The sequence below is a fragment of the Pseudoalteromonas luteoviolacea genome, assembly GCF_000814765.1.
GTDB classification, from domain to species: domain Bacteria; phylum Pseudomonadota; class Gammaproteobacteria; order Enterobacterales; family Alteromonadaceae; genus Pseudoalteromonas; species Pseudoalteromonas luteoviolacea_H.
On sequence record NZ_JWIC01000010.1, the window covers coordinates 960,031 to 981,705 of the forward strand.

Below are 21,675 nucleotides of genomic sequence, written 5' to 3' on the forward strand. Positions count from 1 at the left end.
TGCTAAGGTGACAGCAAGGCTGGTTGCCAGAAGCTTAAATTTCATATGCATCCCTAATATTTATCGTTTTTTGTCTCTGTATGCCTGTGCTCAGCACAGGTTTATTTCCTGATTATGCCTTAAAGCCAGTAAAAATCTTGTATATATCGACAAATCGCGCAAAAAAACTTCCCGTGCTGAGCGTTAAAAATTTGCACGATAATTTACTTAAATTTCAGTCCTTATGAAAAAAAATCATATTTAATGAAGTAAATTCAATAAAAAAATCTATCTAGACGTCTAAATGGCTGCTATATTTACCCCCATAACGATGAATGCGCGGGAATGAGGACATGGCTTTAACGCTACAAGAGAAAATAGTAGACCCTAACCAAGGGGTATATTTAATTGGTACAACCCCACCAAAGCTGGGTACAGACAGTGAGCAACTTAAAACCATTGCCACTAAACTTTTGAATCGATTACACGAAATCGAATATGATGGCGTCATCATTTACGACATTCAAGATGAAAGTAGCCGCACTCAAGTGCCGAGGCCTTTTCCGTTTAAGCAAACTGTCGATCCTTGTGAGTACAGCCAATTAGTTCGCGACTTATCTAAACTTGACGTGATCACTTATAAAAGTGTTGCACAACGTGACCGAGAGGAATTCACGCAATGGCTACATAAAACCAAACAAGACTTCGGTTTAAACAACCTTGTATTAGTGGGTAGCCCATCGTCAAAAGGCGACATAAAGTTAGGTTTGCCTGAGGCTTATCAAACGTTGCAGACACATACGCAGGACTTTTTCTTAGGCGGTGTCACGATTGCTGAACGCCATGCCAACAAGCGTAACGAACACGAAAGGCTCATCGATAAAACCATCAAAGGCTGTGAGTACTTCATTTCTCAAGCGGTTTATGATGCACAAGCAAGCATTGACTTATTAACCAGCTATGCACGTACTTGTCGTCAGCAAGGCATTGAGCCAAAACGTATTATTTTGACTTTCACTCCCTGTGGTGGGCAAAAAACATTAGAGTTTATGGAGTGGTTAGGTATTTCTGTACCAGAAGCAACGAGATGGCGCATGCTGGATGCGGACAATACACTCAATGAGTCAATTAAAATTTGTCGTGAAAATTTAGATCTCATTTTACGCAGCTGTGCACATTTGGACATTCCACTGGGGCTAAACATTGAAAGTTTAACCAACCGTAAAGAAGAAATTGATGCTTCTATCAATTTGTATCGCCTACTCAAAGCGACCATGGAATTAAAGTTAGCTGAAAAACAAATCGCGTAACCTTTAAAAAGTATCATTCATCAAATAAAAAAGCCCCACTATGGGGCTTTTTTACTATTTAATTTAGCATTAAATAGGTGACCCCGGTGGCATAGCAAGCGGCGCATAGTTTGCAGGCCATTTCCCTTCTTTTAAAAAGTACTGAATGTGCTCGCCTAAATAAATCCCAAATGCATCGGCTTTACTTGGACTCGAAAATAGCGACTGCTCAGTTGAGTCTTGTGCAACTTGTCGCAAATAATAGCGTAGCTGTGCTTGCACTTCTGGCGCAACTTTATCATTCAAGCTCAAATCAGCCATTCTATATGCTGTCAAATACTGCACACGCTGATTTAACTTCTTAGCCATGGTTGATTTTGGATTTGCCTCAAATACATGCGTATGCACCTGCGCCAACACTTCATCACTACCCAAGTAACTGTTATTACGGGCATACTGTTGTGCAACACGGTTTAATCGCTCTGCATTAAGGAGTAACTTTAAGGTGTGCTGCGTCGCCATTTCAGGTAATGCCATGGCATCTAACGTCAAGCCAGTTCGACCATGCACACTTTCGCGATTTCTCGACTCACCATAAGCTTTAGGTGGGATCACTGCCAGTATTGATTCAGGAATAGTCAAAAACTCAGGAGACAAGGTATCCAGTAACGTCTGTAGTGCATCAATTTGCTGCGCTTTCGCAACAACCTGAGCACCTTTTACTTTGCCTTCACCACGCACCTCATAATCATAATCCACACCGCCGACCAATTTTACAACAGACTCCACTTGATACCGATGGAATAAATACAGAGGTACCAGTTTTTCTTCTAACTGCGATAAAGCAACCCCAGCCTTGATGTTGTTCAGCCCGAATTGACCGAGTGCTTGCTTACGGATCCCCGTGACACGGCGCAGCTCAGTGATTGGGTCTTCGCCGTTATCCCATAAATGGGCGGTAGGGTGAGCGCCGCCTTGCGGTCTTGCATCTGCATCAGAGATATAATCTAGACCCATTTCATTGGTCTGATTAATCACTTGCGCTAATGCTTGTGCTTCATCAGTAGCACGATAATCGCCATAACCATATTTTACTGCTTGAATATCCCATGCGCCCATACCTGACGCGTAGCCTTTGCTCACATCGAGCTGCCCATCATTGGTAAATTGCACAAGCGGGTGTGGATAATCCATCACCGATGCACGTCCATCCGCAGAGGCGGCAAAATTATGGGCAATACCCAACGTATGGCCGATTTCATGCGCACTGAGCTGGCGAATACGATCCAACGCCATCTCATGTAGCTTTTGTGTTACCTCATCACCCTGTGCAAAAGGTGCTGCTAGCGCCTCTGCAATAAGGATATCTTGACGCACCCTCAACGACCCTAATGTGACATGCCCTTTGATGATTTCACCGGTTAACGGGTTAATGATGGAAGCGCCATAAGACCAACCTCGAGTCGCTCTGTGGACCCATTGGATCACGTTATAGCGCACATCCATCGGATCTGCATGCTCGGGTAGCATTTTCACTTCAAATGCCCCCTTATAGCCTGCGGCTTCAAATGCATCATCCCACCAACGAGCGCCATCAAGCAATGCGGTTTTTACAGGCTCCGGCACACCGGGATCTAAATAATATACAATGGGTTTTACCGGTTCAGATACTTGCGCAGTCGGGTCTTTTTTCTCTAAACGATGACGTGGAATATAACGGACATACATCGAACTCCCCAAAGGGGCCGAGTAATCTTTATGCTCTATACTCCAAAAGCCGGACTGGGGATGAAACTTACGCGGTTGATAATTATCATCGGGTAACGCAATCAGTGAATGACGCTGGTGCACCGTAATTGCGTATGGATCCGCCACAGCTTGACGCACGTACTTGCCAGGATTTGCGCCCTTAAACGTCAATACGGCTTCTAGTTCGGTATTTTGTACAAAAGCTTTTGAGCGCTCAGGGTAAACCGCACTGCGACTCGCATCTAAACTGTAACTCCCTTGCTCAGTGGCTTTTAACCGACGCGACACACCATGTACATCAGACAAGAGGTAAGGCGTATAATCTATTAAAACGCTATCGCTGTCTTCTGCCACTACCTTAAAACCATGCAAAATACTTGATGCAAATGCCTCTTTCACACTTTGCTTCTCGGCATGGTTATCTGCACTGGCTCGATAATACGTATTGTTTGCGCGCAACATCACTTTGTTGCCAAAGCGTTCAAACTGTACCAAGTGCGTGCCGCCTAGTTGGCCTCTATCCAACCCAATATCATTTGACCCAACACCATAAGGCAAACTGTGCTGTAGTAAAAAAGGCTGTGCAAATTTATCTACATCTAGGTAAATTTTACCGCTGCTTTGATCTGCATAAAATGAGTAAAACCCAGGGAAATGGTTAAACTTATCAGTAAATTCGTCAATAGACTTAATTGCTGCCTGCGCATGCGTTATCATAGGCAGCAACAAAGCCGAAACGAGATAAGGGGTAAAACGTCTCTTAATCATAATTTTGTCTTTGTTATTTTCATGTTTTGTGATTGTTTTTTGGCTAGTATATAAAATTGTATACAAAAAACAGTGATTCAAGACGAAATTCAGCGCAGTTCGCAGTGCCTCTCTCACATTAAAACCACTGCGACCCGACAAACGTTATCAGGATTTTAAATATGCGTAGATTACCGCCGGTGTTATTTGAAGATGGATGCTCTAGAGAATTAGTGTCTCTGATCCGTACTCTTTTGGCAGCCTGTAAAGAGATTTCATTCCGCGTAGGGCAAGGTGCACTGTCAGGTGTGTTAGGTTCAACCTTAGATGAAAACATCCAAGGTGAGACCCAGAAAAAATTAGACGTCTTATCGAATCAGTTAATCAAAGACATCTTGTTAGAATCTGGTTACGTCAAAGCAATTGCTTCTGAAGAAGAAGATTACACCGTCGCGGGCGATCCAAACGCAAAGTATATCGTGTCATTTGATCCACTAGATGGCTCTTCAAATACGGATATCAACTCTTTAGTTGGTACCATATTCTCAATCATGGAAGCCCCTGAAGGCTCAGATGCAGCCGATCCAGCTATTTTTATGCAACCCGGTAAAAACCAAGTTGCAGCAGGCTATGTACTTTATGGCCCTTCAACAACGTTAGCCCTTACCACAGGCAAAGGAACGCGTATCTTTACGTTGGACAAAACACATGGCAGCTTCTTACTGACTGAAGACTTCGCCAAAATCCCTGAAGATACACAAGAATTTGCCATTAATGCATCCAATCAGCGCCATTGGCAACCTGCTATGAAAGACTACATTGCAGACGTATTGGCAGGTACTGACGGCCCTAGAGGCAAAAACTTCAATATGCGCTGGATTGCAGCCATGGTGGGAGACGTGCATCGTGTGCTGTGTCGCGGTGGTCTATTTACCTACCCAGCTGATACTAAGAATCCAGAAAAGCCGTACAAGCTAAGGTTACTTTACGAAGCAAACCCTATGGCCATGCTTGTCGAGCAAGCGGGTGGCTTGGCACACACTGGTGAGCAGCGCATTCTAGACATTGAACCGAATGCAATCCACCAGCGTGTGGCGGTGATCCTAGGTTCAAAAAATGAAGTCGAAACTTGCTTGAATTACCACAAGTAAGTTAAATCTAAAGGTCAATCTAGCAGCGCTAATAAGCGGGTTAGTTTGACCTTATCTAGTCCTCCCATGACATCTGGGTCAGACAATGCGTAAAGACTCCCCTCTAACTCTCCAACAAGGTATTCTTCACGCTGCAGCAATACACTTGCCCATAGCTCCAGATCTGATATGCCTATCTCATCATCTATGACACGTTGCAGAACCAGCTTAAAAGTCATTGGCGATAAACTATAAATACCGACCCGTTGCTCACCGCTTAACATGATTGAAATCGCCTCATCTCGATGTGTGCCAAACTCGGCAAAGCAGGCAACGGCTTCTAAATAATTCACTATACCCTCTCTCACTTTATCTAACTCGCTTTGGTAATATCGCTTTGAGCGCCAATCATATACGCCAGCAGTTGTGCTTGATTGACTTCATCTATCGCAACATCTGCTATGGTTTGCCCCTCGAATAATATCACTGCACGATCGCACAATGCATCTACTTGACGTAAGTTATGACTAATTAACACAATGGCAATCCCTTGCGAGCTCAATAGCCGGATCAATGACACTAAACGTGCACATTGCTCTGCCCCCAATGCGGCTGTAGGTTCATCCATGATAATAATATCAGCTCCAGCATACACAGCTCGAATGATGGCGATAGCCTGCTTTTGCCCCCCAGATAACGCGTTGACTGGCGAGTGAATATCAGCCACTGTCATCCCTAGTCGCAATAATAGCTTTTGTGCTTTTCTTGACATCGCTTTTTTATCCAACCATCCCAGGGCACGTAAAAATCGATTTCGATGCGCTATTTCACGATTCAAAAATAAATTTTCGACAACACTGAGTTCTTGCACCAAAGCTAAATCTTGATGAACGACAGCCATGCCCGCTTTTTGAGAAGCGCTGGGTGAGCTTAACCTCTGCGGCTTTTTCCCGATGTTTATCTGTCCACTATCTGGTTGAGTTAGCCCAGCGAGTATTTGCACGAGTGTAGACTTGCCAGCCCCATTATCCCCCAGCAACGCAACGACCTCTCCTCGGTTAATCGTAAAATTAACCCCTCTGAGCACATCAAAACCATCATAACTTTTACATAGCCCACTGACACTTAGCGCGATTTGGTCCAAAGCAGATCGTTGCATCACTTTTTCACCTGTGTCGTCATAGCAACGGCCATAATTAAAATGGCTCCTTTGACCATCATTTGCTCATTACTTGAAAAGCCACTGAGGATCAGTGCATTATTTATGGCACCGATTAACCATACACCGAGTACAACACCGAAAATATTCACACGCCCTCCCAGCAGGTTACCTCCTCCTATGGCTACCGCTGCTATCACCACCATTAAGTCAGACTCACCAATTGAGTACCGAGCACTTTGCATTCTAGCGCCATACAGCACCCCAGCGAAGGCACAAAATACCCCACATAAAGTCATTGCCATAATCCGTATTGACGATACATTGAGGCCCATATGATATGCAGCAGATTGATCTGTGCCTACCGCGATTAAGTGGCATCCAAAACGTAATTTAGTCAGCACTATGTGTGCAACCAACGCGCCGCCTCCTACCCACAATATAAGATTAGGCACCCCCAATAAGGCACCATGACCAAACAACTCGATAAATTGAATATTTACAATCGGGAGAGATTGCAGCCCAGAAAACTGTCTTGCGATCCCTGTCAGTAGCCCAAGCACACCTAAGGTGACAATGAGAGAATGCACCGCCAAATGCTCACACAAATAGCCATTAAATACACCAATGGCAGCCCCTAGTAATACCGCCACAAAAACTGCGATGATGACGCCATATTGTGGCAATAACCAAGCCGTCACCAAACCGCATAAAGCGACCATGGCGCCAATTGATAGATCAATGCGCCCAACAGATAAAGCAAAGCTCAGCCCAATCGCCATCACGACAATAGGTGCTGTTTGCACAAAAATATTCAGAAAATTTGTGATCGTAAAAAAGGCCGTATCTGACAATGTAATAGCAAAAACGAATAGGGAAAAAGCGCACGCATAATACACCAATGAATGCCTATTGAGCTTACTGAGCATCATCACCTCTGTCAGATAAAGGGCTGGCTAATATTGACTGTTTGAGCGCGGTTTGCAAAATAGCCGGAAGCGGGGTTTGAAATGCGAGCTGCCATGAAGCTTCAATATTTTGGTGAGTCACTAAATTATAACTGACTTGAGTATATTTCGGCGTAGTATCTCCAATCGCAGCGCCGGCGCCAATTCTGGCCATAAGGGTCCCTATTTCAAAAGGGCGGTCTGATACCGTACCGTACATATTGCCATGTAATGCCATATCAATGAGGTTATTCGTACCAAGGTCATGGGTGATCACTTTAATATCTTTCCGATTTGCAATCCTTAATGCCTCAATCACGCCTTCTGCAGCCGCGTCCCAAGATACGTAAATCGCTTTAATACTGGGATTTTGAATAATCATGGCCGCCGTCAGCTGCGCTGTTTGGCTTTTTTTGACAAAGCCCTTTTTTACACTCAGCTGTATTTCACTATATTGTTTAAGCGCCTGTACAAAAGCATCATCACGTTGATTAGTAATGTAGTAATCTGCGTCATGAAAAATCATCCCGACTTCCCCTCGGGCGGCGACGGCTTGGGCAACTAATTTTGCAGCGGCTTGCCCCATTCCCTTAATGTTGACGCCCACTAAGCCAGCATAATCTTCACCATGACTAAAACCAATAATTGGGTTACTCAGCAACACCAACTGCGTACCTGCTTTACTTAAACGCAAATAACTTGGCTTTGAACTTAAGCCATCAATGCTCAGGGATAACACGATATCAGGCTGTAATACTGCTAAAGTCTCCAAATCACTTATCTGCTTAGCAGGATCATAATGTGCCTCGGTGACTGCCAATAACTCTATACCCAAACGTTGAAACTCTTTTTTAGCGCCCGAGGTAACCGCATTTATCCAAGGGCTAGAGCCATGCCATGCCATAACCGCGGTGAGTTTTGCCTTATATATTTGTGCTTCTTGCTGTTGAGATAAGAGGTATTCGGCACTATCTTTCGCCAACGCCACGAAACTCATGGCAAAAGAGCACATCCAAATGGCTATTAACTGCCAATGAAAATACTGGCCCCAGTCATTCGAAATTGAGTAGCGGCGCTTCACTGAATAGTTCCTTTAATGAAAACCTGAATACGTACATTTGATCAGCACTCTGATGTTTGTCAAATGATTTTACTTACCTTCTCACGATGAGACCTCGCATATACCTTTTAAACTATTCGAAAATAACGCCATGTGTAATAAGATAGACACTCAAAAACATGGTATCTATATACATAAATTAAAAAGGGTTCACAGTGAAAGGGTCAAACGCTAAACAGAATAAAGCCATTAACTTACGTTTAGTTTTGACGCAGATTGTCACACTTGGCCCTATTTCGCGCGCAGATATTGCGCGAAATACGTTACTGACCAAACAAACAATTACAAACATGGTCGAAGAGCTGATCGCGATTAACCTCGTTGAAGAAATGGGCATAAAACGTTCTGAGGGCGCTGGCAAACCTTCTAAAATGCTGTGTCTAAATAAACATGCTGCATTTACTTGCGCTATCCGTATTACCCCAGAACGATTAGAGTTGGGACTGTATTACCTGAATGGTGAATGCCATAGTACTATCACTAAACAACTCACTTCCCCACTGAGAGCGACAGATATTAGGCATGTGTTAGAACAGTTTATTGCGACAAATAATATCAGCATGCAAACGATCTTAGCTGGCGGCCTGTCAATTAATACCAGGCAAGGAGATGTGATATCTCAACATCAACTCAACCAGACATTACAAGCTCAGCTCAGTGAGCTACTACACCTTCCTATCGCTTTAGAAAGTACCGCATCAGCATGTGCTGCATATCAAATGTTATTCGGTGAAGCAAAAACACTTCATAATTTTGTCTATATTCATATTGGTAACAAAGTGGAAGCTGCGGTTGTATACGATAGGCAAATCATGCTTGGTCAAAATGGCTTAACAGGCGCCATAGGTGATATGTTTGTCACGCCAGAGCACAATGAAAAAACGGGAGAGCTTGGCAAACTCAATGAATTCTCCTCTCTTGACTCCCTCGCTACTTTTGTTGCAAATAGCCCTGAAGCCGCTATTCCCCTCAATACGCTGGACCCAACAAAACATGTAAAATGTGCAGCCTGGATAGCCCAAGCCACGGAGCCACTTAGAATTGCTATTCACACTCTGGAGTCTTTACTCAATACTCAAACCATCATTTTAGGCAGTGATCTCGGTGAAACATGTCTAGATAAGCTGATACGCACACTCAGACCTTTTATTCCCTCTATTGCTCAACTAGGAAAGAGAGATATCGTCAGGCTCATTAAAGTGCCAAATATCAATAGTGTCGCCTTATCTGGCGTAGCCACACTACCTTTGCATGCTGCGTTGAGTAATAAAAATATGCAAACACTCTATATGCCCAAACTGTTTCAAGGTACTCCATTACAAGAACGTGTTTTTCTTCGCCAAAATTAATACTGTTCATCGCATTTAACGGCTGGTAGTGATTGGAAGATCTTCTAACCCACCCCACTCGCTCCAGGAACCATCATATACCTGCAGCTTTTTGTAACCGCATTCAGTTGCAACCAAAGCTAAAATACATGCGGTGATCCCGGATCCACAGCTAAACTGTAAGGTGGCATCGTATGACATAGCACCTAATGTTTTCAATTGCTGTGCAATCTCCACGATAGGTCGCAATAAGCCTTGCTCCGTCAGCAAGCTGCTATAAGGTAAATTCACGCTATTTGGGATATGACCCTGACGCATTCCCAAACGCGGTTCGACACCTTGCCCTGCGAAGCGTGCCGCACCTCTGGCATCAAACAGCAAGGTATCTGGGCAATCGATGCCAGACAAAACCGAATGCTTGTCTATAAAATAGTGCGGTTGTGGGTCTGCTGTAAAATCACCTAATGCCTGAGCACACGCATACTCAGTCACAGTCTCAAAGTCACATGATTGCCAATACTTTAGTCCACCGTCTAAAACAAAGACTTGATCAAACCCCATTGACTTAAACATCCACCAAGCTCTTGCTGCGCTAAATAAACCTTTATCATCATAAACCACGATTGTATCGCTATGATTAATACCGAGTTGACGTACTTCTGCTTGGAACACATTCGATGAACACATCATGTTAGGGAAAGCACTTTCATGATCGCTAAAGGTATGGCTGATATCAAAGCGCAGCGCACCAGGAATAATTGCTTTAGGTTGGTAAGTTCCCTGCTGACCGGGCTTTATTATCCCCGCATCAAGAATGATCAATTCTTGCAGGTTTTCATATACCCACTGACTGCTTTTTAAGTTTTTTGCCATTTTCGAACACTTATTTAATTACTTCCGGTTAAATTCCAATAAAGCAAACGCTATACTAGGGCGCTTTAATGTATATCGCAAATATAATGTATGGGTAGTAAAGTCATTGTTTCAGGTCAAGTAAACGGCGCTATTTTAGCTGTTTTACCAAAATTTATCGGGGATGCCATTAACACCCTGCCAGCCTTGGAACTACTAAAAACCCTGTACCCTAAAAAACGTATATACGTTTTAGGTAGGCCATTTATGGCCAGCTTATTTTCTCGTGCTGAGCAATATGGCGTAGAGTTCATGGCAGACAAACGTCATTGTCATGATGAGCCACACACCATTCTAAAAATGGCTGGTCTACTCAAGAAACACAATATCTCTGTTGCAGTATTGTTTAGAGGCTCTTTACGTGACGCACTGCTGCTAAAACTTGCCAGTATCAAAACAGTCATCGGCTACGCACAGAATGCTCGAAGCCCATTATTAAGTCATGCATTAAAACTCAACCCATGTGAACATTATATTTATCGTTATTGCCAGCTGGTCAACGAGCCCCATGGCAAGCCCTTTGAAACCTTTAGTAAACCCGCTCTCACGCCCAAAGCATTACAGCAGCCGCTTAAAGGTAAGCTAAAAATAGCACTTTACCTTGGTGGGGCAATAAAAGGACACCGGTGTTACCCTCATGATTTATCACTCGCGTTACTCAAGCGATTAAGTGCACATCAAGATATACATCTTTACCTATTAGGTGATGACGCCGAACGAGATGAGATGGAAGTGCTCACACAAGAAACCGGTCAGCAAAGCAACTCAGTGACGAATTTAGCAGGTCGCATGACATTAGACATATTAGTCGACACGATTGGTGATATGGATGCGATGATCTCGATTGATTCGGGGCCAATGCATATTGCAGCTGCTTGTAACACCCCCTGTGTTGCCATCATTGGTCAAGGTACATCTCCTTGGTCTATCGTCGCACCAAAACAACAAAACCTAATCGCACTTCATCACCAATCAATGTCGTTATTTGAGTCACAAATGATAAGAGACATTTCGCCAGAAGCCATCAATAAAGCGCTCTTTGAACTTATCAAATAACGCTTTAGCACCTTACACTGCTTTGTGATATTGGCCTAACCATTGTGTGAAATCATCTGCCTTTAAAGGCCGACTTAAATAATAACCTTGTGCATAATCGCATTTCATCTCTTCCAATAGTGTCAATGACTCTGCATCTTCTACGCCCTCGGCGACCACAGAAAACCCGAGTTGGTGACCCAAGCTGATCGTTGAACGGACAATACATTGATCTTGATGTGACCCTGCCAATTTTAAGATAAATACCTTATCGAGTTTCAATTCATCAATTGGTAGCATTTTAAGTCGTCCCAAAGAAGTTTGCCCAACACCATAATCATCCAGCGAAATATGCACGCCGATTTCTTTAAGTGCAATTAACGCGGCTATCCCTTTTTCCTCATTTTCTATCATATCCCGCTCTGTCAGTTCAATCGTGATCAAGTTTGCTGGTACAGAGTAAGTATTTAACATGGCCTGCAAATGAGGTATGAAATCGATATCTGCAATATCTTGAGCGGATACATTAATGGCCGCTTTCATCGTTAAACCTTGTGCTGTCCAAACCGATATTTGCGATATAACCGTTTTCAACACCCACTGCGTCAAATCAACGATTAAACCTGATTGCTCAGCTAGATCGATAAATAACTCTGGAGACACCCAATCCCCATTGGTCCGTTTCCAACGGATCAAGGACTCAACCTTATCTACCGCGCCCGTACGCATATTTAGTTTCGGTTGATATGTCATAAAAAGCTGACCGTCATCTGCAACCAATGCTTGCTTTAGTTCATCAACGATTTCAAGCCGTTCCAGATATGCTTCATCTTCTCCAGTTTGATAAAAATAAACATCTTCTACACCGTGAGAAGCATTATCAGCTGCAATCAAAGCACGTCGTATACTGTCGTCAGCATTATCAGCTTGTTCAGGGATGTGGATCACACCCACACTAAAGCGCAAATTGATATCAAAATTATGAACGGTATAACTGGGAGTCAATTTATTTAAGAAGTTATCTACGCACTGCGCCATAGTCGAGTCTGGTTTTGCTAAGAGAACGGTTAAGAACTCATCTCCACCAAGTCTGACATTCAGCCCTTCAAAATCGGCGGTGACCTGCTCGATACGCGCTGCAACCGCTTGTATACAGCTATCACCTATGCGAGGTCCTAACTTGTCATTGATGTGCCTAAGTCCTTTAATATCTAACACCAATAAATAATAAACTTGCTCTGTCGAAAACAAAGCATCCAAGATAGGTAACGCTGAAGTGCGATTGTAAAAACCAGTCAGTACGTCGTGACTTGCTTGATAGCGAATTTTCTTCTCACGAGCTTGAATGTCATCTCCCATCTCATGAAAGGCATCCACCAGTTGGCAAATTTCTTTGGTTGGACGGGTTTCATGGATTTGCGCATTATAATCGCCTTTTGCGAATCGCCTTGCCATAACCGTCAGCTGCTGCAGAGGCGTTGCTAAATTGCGCGCCAAAAAGCCACTGGTGACAAAACCGAATAGCATGGTAATACATGAGAGAAAAACAATGGTCAGTACGAGTTGGTCAAACTCCTCATACTCAGCTCGTAGATCGGCACTGAGTACCAAACTAACAGGTACTTTCGTTAATGATGGGAGCGCGACTTCCGCGTTCACATACAAAGGGTATTCACCTAACCAGCGACTAATTTTCTGCTCGTGAAGATAGGCAAACAAATCACGGTCTTCAGGCAGTTGAATGGAACTGGCTTTCATGCGCTCACCCTGACTGATAAAGCTCATCTCCATCCCTGTTAGGCCTTTTAATTGCTGTGCAATTGGCTCATCAACCACAAAACCCACAATCGTAAATGCGATGGTTCTTGGCGCTTTGACTGGTAAAATAATGGCTTGATATAGCTTTTTATCCAAAACCACAAAAGCAGAACGCTCCTGATGAGCCAATAACTCTTTAACCAAAGGCCTCATATCCTGAGGCAACTCAAGTTGATTTTGGTTAGTGGAAATCAGCTTTCCTCGCATATCCAATAGCAGCATCAGTTCAGCATTGATTCTTTGACTATGATTAAATAAAACACTGCTGATTGTAGATGCATCTCTCGTTGCAACAGCTTGCTTGAAACCAAAATCTTGAGTTAACACTGAAGCGGCTGTGACCAGTAGTCGCTCACGCGCCACCAAATACTGCTGATAGACGCTTTGCGCTTTTTGAATATCTTGCTGAACTTGACGCTCTTTAAACTCACTCGTAGACCACCAAAAGCCCGCAAGACTGGCCACTGCGGTGATCAGTACGAGACCGACACACAGTACAATAATTCGGTTTTTAAAACTTGTGCCCATAATGTTCCTTTACTATACCAATGAGTTGATAATTCAGACAAAATAAACCCGCCCCAAATAGCTGAATTATCTAAAGCGCTCATCGATACACTGTTATGGCTAATCCAATTTACAGACCGTTGTTCTTGGTAATATCTTTCAATTGTTTCATCACTTGCTACCGCTCTGTATGCGTTGACCGTTAATAAAACGATTTTTGTTCTTAGAATATAGCTGAACGCCACAAAATCGTATGTACCAAGTGTGCAGAAAAAATAGGACTGAGCCACATAAGATTACTTTGTATTCTTAAGTAAAAGTGACTTGGAAAGGAAAAGCAAGGAATTGTACGACGAATGCCTAACAATAACTTAAGCAGCTGATTGTTAGGCACCTTTGGGAGGCTAATTAGTCTATAAGACCATATTGCTCATCAAGAATAGAAATGACTTCTGCACGAGGGTCTTGAGGGATAACAAGCTCGTTACCCACAATTTTACTCGCGATGCCAACATAAGTGTTAGACACAGACATCATAACGTCTTGCGGTAACTTGTAGGATTGCGCTAAAGACTCTCTTTCAGGCATGCGATCTTTATTCAGTAACACATCACTGTCAGGCACATTGTTGATGAGTAATTGGCGGAAACCTTCTTTCGAGTTTTCAACAATCTTACCATCTCGATAGGCTGGTCCATCCCAAATACGAGAAGAGTCAGGGGTACCAACTTCATCAATATAAATCAGTCGAGTTTCACCATCTGAATCTTCAACATAGCCAAACTCAAACTTAGTATCGACGAAGATCTGATCCAACTTATGCAACTCTTTGGAAATAAGATTAAAGCCATCACTTAATAACTGCTCATAACGTGTGACATCTTCAGCGGATTTAAAGTTAAATGCTTCAAGGTTATCGGTGATGTTTTTACGCGTAATGTTTACGTCATCTACTTCTGGCACATCTTCCACACCAGAGATGATACCTTTGGTTGAAGGCGTGATCAGAACTTCTTCCAATTTCTGATGAGCCTGCAAGCCTTCAGGTAGCTGAATACCACAGAAATCTCGAATACCTTTGCTGTAATCACGCCACATGCTACCAGTAATATATTGTCTCGCAATTGCCTCAACTCGAACTGTGCTCGCTTTGCGAACGATCCACACGTATGGGTGAGGGATATCGACAATATGATTTCCGGCAAGACCTGCTTCATCAAACAACTTGAACCAATGGGCTGCAACACTGTTCAATGCAATACCTTTGCCAGGCACACCATTTAAACCGTTTTCACCCTGCCAGATACAGTCAAACGCAGAAATTCGATCAGAAATAACCATGATCGCAAGCTCAGTTCCTTTTGGAACATCATAGCCCTTTTCTTCGATTAATCTGGCGCTGTCTTGGTCGGTTAACCAATAAACCGAACGTACTTTACCACTATGCACCGCACCTTTAGTGCGAATTGGTAGATCGTCATTGACGTCTAGAACTTTGTAGCTACTCATTGTATCTCCATAGAGAACGGCTGCATCTTGCTAAAGGACGCATAATACAGAGGGGGGTTAGAGGTGGGTATGATAGTCGAGCACAACAAAAATCACAATTGTTTAACGCATTACACGACCAACCTAGCGAAACTTAGTTTAGTCTAAACACGTTCTAAGATAATATGACTGAAACTCGGTACTCAGAGATGGTTACATGATCCAAATATCAGATCTCACGTTTAGCTGGCCGGGCCAATCTACCCCGACGCTAAAAATCAATAACCTACATATAAAAAAAGGCGAACAGCTATTTTTGCACGGCCCCAGTGGCAGCGGTAAATCAACCCTGCTCGGCCTGCTCGCAGGTATTCATACTGCGCAACATGGCACAATTGAAATTTTGAATGAAAACCTAGCTGCACTGAATGATGCCAAAAGAGATAAGTTTAGAGCTGACCATATTGGTACTATTTTTCAAAACTTTAATTTACTCCCTTACTTAAGTCCTATTGATAATGTGTTGCTGGGATGCAACTTTTCAAAGCGAAGACAAGCTAATTTAAAAGCTATCAATATCACCGCTGAAGCGCAGGCATTAAAACTGCTCAATGAATTAGGTATTGATGAAGACACTCAACATCGCTCTGTGAATGAGCTAAGTATAGGTCAGCAACAGCGAGTTGCAGCAGCACGCGCCTTCATCGGTCAACCTGAGCTTATCATTGCCGATGAGCCCACCTCTGCTTTAGATGCAGATAATAGAGATATCTTCATTAAACAACTTTTTGAACAAGCCGAACAATATCAAGCGACCATCTTATTTGTGAGTCATGATGCTGGCCTTGCATCTTTATTTGATAGAAAAGTCAGTTTGAAAGACATAAATGGAGCGAGCCTATGACATTAATTAACCTCGCCTTTAAAAGTATCATCAATCGAAAAGCCAGCGTACTACTGACATTATTTACCATTGCAATTAGTGTCATGCTACTGCTGTCAATAGAGCGAGTCAGGCAAGAAGCGAAGCAAAGTTTCAGTAGTACGATCTCAGGCACAGATTTAATTGTTGGGGCACGTACCGGAGATATTCAGCTGCTGCTATCCAGTGTGTTCAGAATCGGCCATGCAAATAACGGTTTATCTTGGCATAGCTATGAATATATCAAAGCACAAAAAGGCGTTGCATGGACTATCCCAATTAGTTTGGGCGACAGCCATAAAGGCTTTTCTGTACTGGGTAGTGACGAAAACTATTTCGAGCATTATCGCTATGGCAATAAACACCCCCTCAGCTTCGCGCATGGTCGGCCTTATCACAATGCGCAGGAAGTTGTCATAGGCAGCGAAGTGGCCAAACAACTCCACTATTACCTAGGTCAAAAAATTGTGGTCTCACATGGCATGGGTAACACCAGCTTTCATCACCATGATGACAACCCATTAGTGATTGTCGGTATTTTAGAGCCGACGGGGACCCCAGTCGATAAAACATTACATGTCCCGCTTAAAGCAATTGAGCAGATGCACGGTCCAAAGCACACTGGTACACACCTCATCGGACGAAAAAGCCACGATGATGCACATGACCACGACCACGACCACGACCATCATCGTCATAATAATGAAGCTCTCAATAGTCAACCAGGAGACTTAGTCGGTAAACCAAAGCAAATAACCGCGTTTTTAATGGGTTTTGAGTCGCCTTTGTACACATTGCAAGTCCGTCGCAATATCAATACTTATGAACCTGAGGCACTTTCAGCCATTATGCCGGGTGTGACTCTACGAGAACTGTGGGGCATGCTTGATATTGTCGAGAAAATCTTAATGCTATTTTCAGGGGTTGTTGTGTTGATAAGCTTACTTGGTATGTTAACAACTTTATTGTCCTCACTTAATCAGCGACGCAGGGAACTTGCCATCCTAAGATCAGTCGGGGCACGGCCACACCACATATTTACTTTAATGACCAGTGAAGCCATTCTTATTACTGCACTCGGATGTATAGTAGGCCTTACTCTGTTTTACTCACTCATTTTTATAGGTAAAGGTGTATTGCAAGCTCAGTTTGGTATTTCTATCACATTATCCATGCTCAATAGCTATGAACTGCTCTTGCTAGGGGTTATTATGGTCTCAGGTACAGTTATCGGCGCGATCCCTGCTATACGTGCGTATTTTTACTCACTCAATGATGGCATGAGTATCAAAGTTTAAGAGGTTTTTATGTTTTCAACTCGATTAGCACCTTGGTTCATAATAATAGCTACGGTGCTTATGTCTTTATCCGTTATTGCGGCGCCACCAAAAGAGATTTTTTGGGACGATTTAATTCCTGAGGGCCATGAACAGATCAGCAATCAAGAGGCTGCTAATCATGACGGCGATGATAAAAACTGGGTACAACCCGATTTAGACGCCCCCGTTGTCAAAGCACTAGATGGTAAAAGTGTTAGCTTGCCAGGTTTTGTTGTGCCGCTAGAAGGAAATAGCGAAGTCATCACTGAGTTTTTACTCGTACCTTACTTTGGCGCATGTATCCATGTTCCACCACCACCGCCAAATCAAATCGTACACGTAAAGATCAAAAATGGTGTACCAATTGACAGCTTGTATGATGCCATCACCGTAACCGGCACTATCAAAGTAGAAAGCCATAAAAGTGAGCTGGCCCAAACGGGATATACCATGAAAGCGGTAGGAGTTGCCCCCTTCGAGCTTTAACTTTTCAAAGAGGAAGTCAATATACTTCCTCTTTTCCCACAAAACACTCCCACATTGACCTTCCGATCCCGACCACTTACTTCCGATAATACTGCTCACTTTGAAACTAACGTTCAATTTGTGCAAGATGATTAACGTGCAAAATGTAACGACAACGAGCGAAGTGAGTACGCTCTTTTTGCGCAAGGTGATTAACGTGCAAAATGTAACGATAGCGAGCGAAGCGAGTACGTTCAATTTGCGCAAGGTGAAATAAGCTAGTTTAGCTGTTGCTGAGGAAATGTATTTAGCAGGATGAAAGCGGTGAAGGTTGCTCCCCTCACCTTGCGCTTATCGTGCAAAAGGATAGAGACAACGAACGCAGTGAGTACGTTCTTTTTGCGCAAGGTGATTAACGTGCAAAATGTAACGATAATGAGCGAAGCGAGTACGTTCAATTTGCGCAAGGTGAGTATCGTGCGAAAGGTTTATGACACAGCGCGGAGCGCTGCCATTCTTTTCGCGCAAGGTGAAATAAGCCGTTTTAACTAAACAAAGTCAATACACTGCCATCAATCTCTATCATGTTCTCTCTATGTCATTCCGGGCTTGTTCCGGAAACCAAATATTATGCAAAAAAGAAATGGATCCTGAAGCGATATATGGACTCCACCACACTTCACATACAGTGTAATGTGGTGTCGACCAAAACAAAGGAGTCCATATATGAATAATCGTAACGTGATTGCGCTCGATCTTGCAAAAAATATTATCCAAGTCGCAAAAGTCTCTAAACATGGCGAAATTATTTTTAATAAAGCACAGTCTCCATCTAAAGTTCGCCAGATACTCGCTAACTCTCCTCCTAGCATTGTGGCAATGGAGGGATGTGGCAGTTTTCATTATTGGGGGCGGGTTGCTCAATCCTATGGTCATGAAGTGAGAGGGATGTCTCCGAAACATGTTAAGCCTTATATAAGCAAACAAAAAACAGATGCCAATGATGCTATCGGGATTGCGATTGCTGCTATTCAACCAAATATGCCCTTTTCTCCAGTAAAAAACATAGAACAGCAAATTCTCCAAACGCTCACTGTGAGTCGTAAGTTTCTGGATAAACAACTTACACAACTCAGTAATCATATTAGGGCCTTATTTTATGAATATGGCATCACTATTCCTCGCTCCAAGAAAGCATTGAAAGAGGTTTTAACAGAGTGCAATAGTTTACCAGAGGTATTATTGCCATTACTCAGTGTCTTAAAAGCTCAATACCATCAAATAGAGCAATCTCTGAATAAAGTCACTAAAAACCTAGAACTGCTTGTTTCTCAAAATGAACAATGCCAACGTGTTATTGCGCTTGAAGGTGTGGGAGTTTTAGGCGCAGCGGGGCTAATTGCCAGCTTGAGTCAAACGGAGCATTTTAAAAATGGGCGATGTGCTTCAGTATATTTAGGCGTTACCCCAAAACAATTTAGCAGTGGCGGAAAAACCGTGATGCTGGGAATTGATAAATGTGCTGGAGATAAACAGCTAAAGTCCTGTTTATTTTTGGGGGCATTGTCATACATTTCTAATCTGCCGGAGAAACCCAAGACATTGAAGCAGCAATGGCTCTTAAGGTTAGTTGCTCGTTCAGGAGTGAAGCGAGCTTGTATTGCGCTGGTGAATAAAAATATCAGAACTGCTTGGGCAATGTTAAAACAAGGTACGAATTACCAGCCAGTTATGATTTAAAAAACATTTTAAAAAGAGTTCGACAACAATGTAATTAAAAGGTAAGACCAACCTTCTGAAAACCTGTCTGAACTTGAAGTGATAATACACTAACGAAGCGTTTAGGACAGAAGGTGCGAATAAATCAAAGGTTAGAGAGTAGCGCTCTCAAAAGAAACCGCATATACGCAAGCATCTTTAATTTTAAAAAACATGTTGTCAAACAAGTGGAGTCCATATACGAGTTCAGGATCACGTGGTGTAAAAGGCTAGCGACAGCGAACGCAGTGCGTGCGCTCTTTTTGCGCAAGGTGAAATGAGCCGTTTTAGCTGTTGCTGAGGAAATCTTGAGTTTGCCTTGTCGGCGGTGAAGGATGCTCCCTTCACCTTGCGCTAATTCGTCTCTTTATCAATGTGCATGACCTCTGCAACATTCGAGACGATTTAGCACGAAAAAAGCCCGACTCTTTCGAATCGGGCTTTCTTTAATTTGGCGCTTGGCAATGTCCTACTTTCACATGGGAAACCCCACACTATCATCGGCGCTATTTCGTTTCACTACTGAGTTCGGCATGGGATCAGGTGGTTCCAAAATGCTATGGTTACCAAGCAAATTCTTTTCGTGCAAATGGCTAATGACGTCTTTTTTGTCATTTCATTTGCGCAAGGTGAATTGATTTCTCATAAGAGCTTATCTAGTCACAATGCTTAAATTCGGAGAGCGTAATTAAATTCTTATCGTCTACTTATATTCTTAACTTCTAACAAGCTTAAAACCACTTTGGCGTTGTATGGTTAAGCCTCACGGGTAATTAGTACGAGTTAGCTCAATGCCTCACAGCACTTCCACATCTCGCCTATCAACGTTGTAGTCTTCAACGGCCCTTCAGTTAACTCTAAGTTAAAGTGAGAACTCATCTCGAGGCTCGCTTCCCGCTTAGATGCTTTCAGCGGTTATCGATTCCGAACGTAGCTACCGGGCAATGCTATTGGCATAACAACCCGAACACCAGCGGTTCGTCCACTCCGGTCCTCTCGTACTAGGAGCAGCCCCTCTCAATTCTCAAACGCCCACGGCAGATAGGGACCGAACTGTCTCACGACGTTCTAAACCCAGCTCGCGTACCACTTTAAATGGCGAACAGCCATACCCTTGGGACCGACTTCAGCCCCAGGATGTGATGAGCCGACATCGAGGTGCCAAACACCGCCGTCGATATGAACTCTTGGGCGGTATCAGCCTGTTATCCCCGGAGTACCTTTTATCCGTTGAGCGATGGCCCTTCCATTCAGAACCACCGGATCACTATGACCTACTTTCGTACCTGCTCGACGTGTCTGTCTCGCAGTTAAGCTGGCTTCTACCATTACACTAACCGTACGATGTCCGACCGTACTTAGCCAACCTTCGTGCTCCTCCGTTACTCTTTGGGAGGAGACCGCCCCAGTCAAACTACCCACCAGGCACTGTCCTCAATCCCGATTAGGGACCTAAGTTAGAACATCAACACTACAAGGGTGGTATTTCAAGGACGGCTCCACACAATCTAGCGACTGTGCTTCAAAGCCTCCCACCTATCCTACACATGTAGGGTCAATGTTCAGTGCCAAGCTGTAGTAAAGGTTCACGGGGTCTTTCCGTCTAGCCGCGGGTACACAGCATCTTCACTGCGATTTCAATTTCACTGAGTCTCGGGTGGAGACAGCGTGGCCATGGTTACACCATTCGTGCAGGTCGGAACTTACCCGACAAGGAATTTCGCTACCTTAGGACCGTTATAGTTACGGCCGCCGTTTACCGGGGCTTCGATCAAGAGCTTCGACAAATGTCTAACCCCATCAATTAACCTTCCGGCACCGGGCAGGTGTCACACCGTATACGTCATCTTACGATTTTGCACAGTGCTGTGTTTTTAATAAACAGTCCCAGCCACCTGGTCACTGCGGCTCTCGTTTGCTTACGGAGCAAGTCCTTCACAAACAAGAGCGTACCTTCTCCCGAAGTTACGGTACAATTTTGCCTAGTTCCTTCACCCGAGTTC

Annotated in this window: 16 protein-coding genes and 2 rRNA genes; 8 read left to right on the forward strand and 10 right to left on the reverse strand. The window is 43.5% G+C overall.

Annotation, left to right across the window (positions count from 1 at the left end; genetic code table 11):
• Positions 1–332: 332 nt before the first annotated feature.
• A complete protein-coding gene (locus JF50_RS25785) occupies positions 333–1,289 on the forward strand; it encodes a methylenetetrahydrofolate reductase (protein WP_039612095.1) in 957 nt (318 codons plus the stop codon).
• 69 nt (positions 1,290–1,358) lie between these two features.
• On the opposite strand, the gene JF50_RS25790 is transcribed toward JF50_RS25785, so the two are convergent.
• On the reverse strand, positions 1,359–3,785 hold the full coding sequence (locus tag JF50_RS25790) for a zinc-dependent metalloprotease (RefSeq protein ID WP_039612235.1): 2,427 nt from the start codon (positions 3,783–3,785) through the stop codon (positions 1,359–1,361).
• Between the two features lie 161 nt (positions 3,786–3,946).
• Between JF50_RS25790 and JF50_RS25795 the strand changes: the two genes are divergently transcribed.
• Positions 3,947–4,915 (forward strand): class 1 fructose-bisphosphatase, encoded by a 969-nt coding sequence (locus JF50_RS25795; RefSeq protein ID WP_039612096.1) that lies wholly within the window; start codon positions 3,947–3,949, stop codon positions 4,913–4,915.
• Between the two features lie 14 nt (positions 4,916–4,929).
• On the opposite strand, the gene JF50_RS25800 is transcribed toward JF50_RS25795, so the two are convergent.
• Genes JF50_RS25800 through JF50_RS25815 form a run of 4 tightly spaced genes read right to left on the reverse strand, consistent with a single transcriptional unit; the run spans position 4,930 to position 8,081 of the window.
• Positions 4,930–5,247 carry a hypothetical protein gene (locus JF50_RS25800; protein ID WP_039612236.1) on the reverse strand — a complete coding sequence of 106 codons (318 nt, stop codon included), beginning with the start codon at positions 5,245–5,247 and terminating at the stop codon, positions 4,930–4,932.
• 20 nt (positions 5,248–5,267) lie between these two features.
• Complete coding sequence (locus tag JF50_RS25805; RefSeq protein ID WP_039612097.1) at positions 5,268–6,053, reverse strand: ATP-binding cassette domain-containing protein; 786 nt, start codon at positions 6,051–6,053, stop codon at positions 5,268–5,270.
• Positions 6,053–6,985 (reverse strand): ABC transporter permease, encoded by a 933-nt coding sequence (locus JF50_RS25810; protein WP_052262794.1) that lies wholly within the window; start codon positions 6,983–6,985, stop codon positions 6,053–6,055. Before JF50_RS25810 ends, JF50_RS25805 begins: the two co-directional genes overlap by 1 nt.
• A complete protein-coding gene (locus JF50_RS25815) occupies positions 6,972–8,081 on the reverse strand; it encodes a substrate-binding domain-containing protein (RefSeq protein ID WP_235423518.1) in 1,110 nt (369 codons plus the stop codon). Before JF50_RS25815 ends, JF50_RS25810 begins: the two co-directional genes overlap by 14 nt.
• A gap of 194 nt (positions 8,082–8,275) precedes the next feature.
• Here JF50_RS25815 and JF50_RS25820 point away from each other — a divergent pair, with 194 nt between their 5' ends.
• Entirely contained in the window at positions 8,276–9,469 is a 1,194-nt protein-coding gene (locus JF50_RS25820) for an ROK family transcriptional regulator (RefSeq protein WP_039612099.1), read from the forward strand.
• 15 nt (positions 9,470–9,484) lie between these two features.
• On the opposite strand, the gene JF50_RS25825 is transcribed toward JF50_RS25820, so the two are convergent.
• On the reverse strand, positions 9,485–10,321 hold the full coding sequence (locus JF50_RS25825; protein ID WP_039612100.1) for a sulfurtransferase: 837 nt from the start codon (positions 10,319–10,321) through the stop codon (positions 9,485–9,487).
• 90 nt (positions 10,322–10,411) lie between these two features.
• Here JF50_RS25825 and JF50_RS25830 point away from each other — a divergent pair, with 90 nt between their 5' ends.
• Positions 10,412–11,416, forward strand: a complete 1,005-nt coding sequence (locus JF50_RS25830) for a glycosyltransferase family 9 protein (protein ID WP_039612101.1) — start codon at positions 10,412–10,414, stop codon at positions 11,414–11,416.
• A 12-nt stretch (positions 11,417–11,428) separates the two neighbouring features.
• Here JF50_RS25830 and JF50_RS25835 read toward each other — a convergent pair whose 3' ends face one another.
• On the reverse strand, positions 11,429–13,741 hold the full coding sequence (locus JF50_RS25835) for an EAL domain-containing protein (RefSeq protein ID WP_039612102.1): 2,313 nt from the start codon (positions 13,739–13,741) through the stop codon (positions 11,429–11,431).
• A gap of 387 nt (positions 13,742–14,128) precedes the next feature.
• Complete coding sequence (locus JF50_RS25840) at positions 14,129–15,229, reverse strand: phosphoribosylaminoimidazolesuccinocarboxamide synthase (RefSeq protein ID WP_039612103.1); 1,101 nt, start codon at positions 15,227–15,229, stop codon at positions 14,129–14,131.
• Positions 15,230–15,425: 196 nt separating this feature from the next.
• Between JF50_RS25840 and JF50_RS25845 the strand changes: the two genes are divergently transcribed.
• From JF50_RS25845 to JF50_RS25865, 4 genes are all read left to right on the forward strand, one after another.
• Entirely contained in the window at positions 15,426–16,112 is a 687-nt protein-coding gene (locus tag JF50_RS25845) for an ABC transporter ATP-binding protein (RefSeq protein ID WP_039612104.1), read from the forward strand.
• A complete protein-coding gene (locus JF50_RS25850; RefSeq protein WP_039612105.1) occupies positions 16,109–17,428 on the forward strand; it encodes an ABC transporter permease in 1,320 nt (439 codons plus the stop codon). Before JF50_RS25845 ends, JF50_RS25850 begins: the two co-directional genes overlap by 4 nt.
• A gap of 60 nt (positions 17,429–17,488) precedes the next feature.
• Complete coding sequence (locus JF50_RS25855) at positions 17,489–17,935, forward strand: DUF3299 domain-containing protein (protein WP_231099606.1); 447 nt, start codon at positions 17,489–17,491, stop codon at positions 17,933–17,935.
• A 705-nt stretch (positions 17,936–18,640) separates the two neighbouring features.
• A complete protein-coding gene (locus tag JF50_RS25865) occupies positions 18,641–19,654 on the forward strand; it encodes an IS110 family transposase (RefSeq protein WP_039608907.1) in 1,014 nt (337 codons plus the stop codon).
• 474 nt (positions 19,655–20,128) lie between these two features.
• Here JF50_RS25865 and rrf read toward each other — a convergent pair.
• Together rrf and JF50_RS25875 are read right to left on the reverse strand one after the other, a co-directional pair.
• Positions 20,129–20,243, reverse strand: a 5S ribosomal RNA gene (gene rrf / locus JF50_RS25870).
• Positions 20,244–20,424: 181 nt separating this feature from the next.
• A 23S ribosomal RNA gene (locus JF50_RS25875) occupies positions 20,425–21,675 on the reverse strand; the annotation flags it as partial.

What these genes read in the sequence shown, in the direction of transcription:
- JF50_RS25805 (WP_039612097.1), bottom strand. Translation starts at nt 6,053, where the DNA reads ATGCAACGATCTGCTTTGGACCAAATCGCGCTAAGTGTCAGTGGGCTA.
- JF50_RS25845 (WP_039612104.1), top strand. Translation starts at nt 15,426, where the DNA reads ATGATCCAAATATCAGATCTCACGTTTAGCTGGCCGGGCCAATCTACC.
- JF50_RS25840 (WP_039612103.1), bottom strand. Translation starts at nt 15,229, where the DNA reads ATGAGTAGCTACAAAGTTCTAGACGTCAATGACGATCTACCAATTCGC.
- JF50_RS25835 (WP_039612102.1), bottom strand. Translation starts at nt 13,741, where the DNA reads ATGGGCACAAGTTTTAAAAACCGAATTATTGTACTGTGTGTCGGTCTC.
- JF50_RS25830 (WP_039612101.1), top strand. Translation starts at nt 10,412, where the DNA reads ATGGGTAGTAAAGTCATTGTTTCAGGTCAAGTAAACGGCGCTATTTTA.
- JF50_RS25795 (WP_039612096.1), top strand. Translation starts at nt 3,947, where the DNA reads ATGCGTAGATTACCGCCGGTGTTATTTGAAGATGGATGCTCTAGAGAA.
- JF50_RS25850 (WP_039612105.1), top strand. Translation starts at nt 16,109, where the DNA reads ATGACATTAATTAACCTCGCCTTTAAAAGTATCATCAATCGAAAAGCC.
- JF50_RS25865 (WP_039608907.1), top strand. Translation starts at nt 18,641, where the DNA reads ATGAATAATCGTAACGTGATTGCGCTCGATCTTGCAAAAAATATTATC.
- JF50_RS25825 (WP_039612100.1), bottom strand. Translation starts at nt 10,321, where the DNA reads ATGGCAAAAAACTTAAAAAGCAGTCAGTGGGTATATGAAAACCTGCAA.
- JF50_RS25785 (WP_039612095.1), top strand. Translation starts at nt 333, where the DNA reads ATGGCTTTAACGCTACAAGAGAAAATAGTAGACCCTAACCAAGGGGTA.
- JF50_RS25790 (WP_039612235.1), bottom strand. Translation starts at nt 3,785, where the DNA reads ATGATTAAGAGACGTTTTACCCCTTATCTCGTTTCGGCTTTGTTGCTG.
- JF50_RS25855 (WP_231099606.1), top strand. Translation starts at nt 17,489, where the DNA reads ATGTCTTTATCCGTTATTGCGGCGCCACCAAAAGAGATTTTTTGGGAC.
- JF50_RS25810 (WP_052262794.1), bottom strand. Translation starts at nt 6,985, where the DNA reads ATGATGCTCAGTAAGCTCAATAGGCATTCATTGGTGTATTATGCGTGC.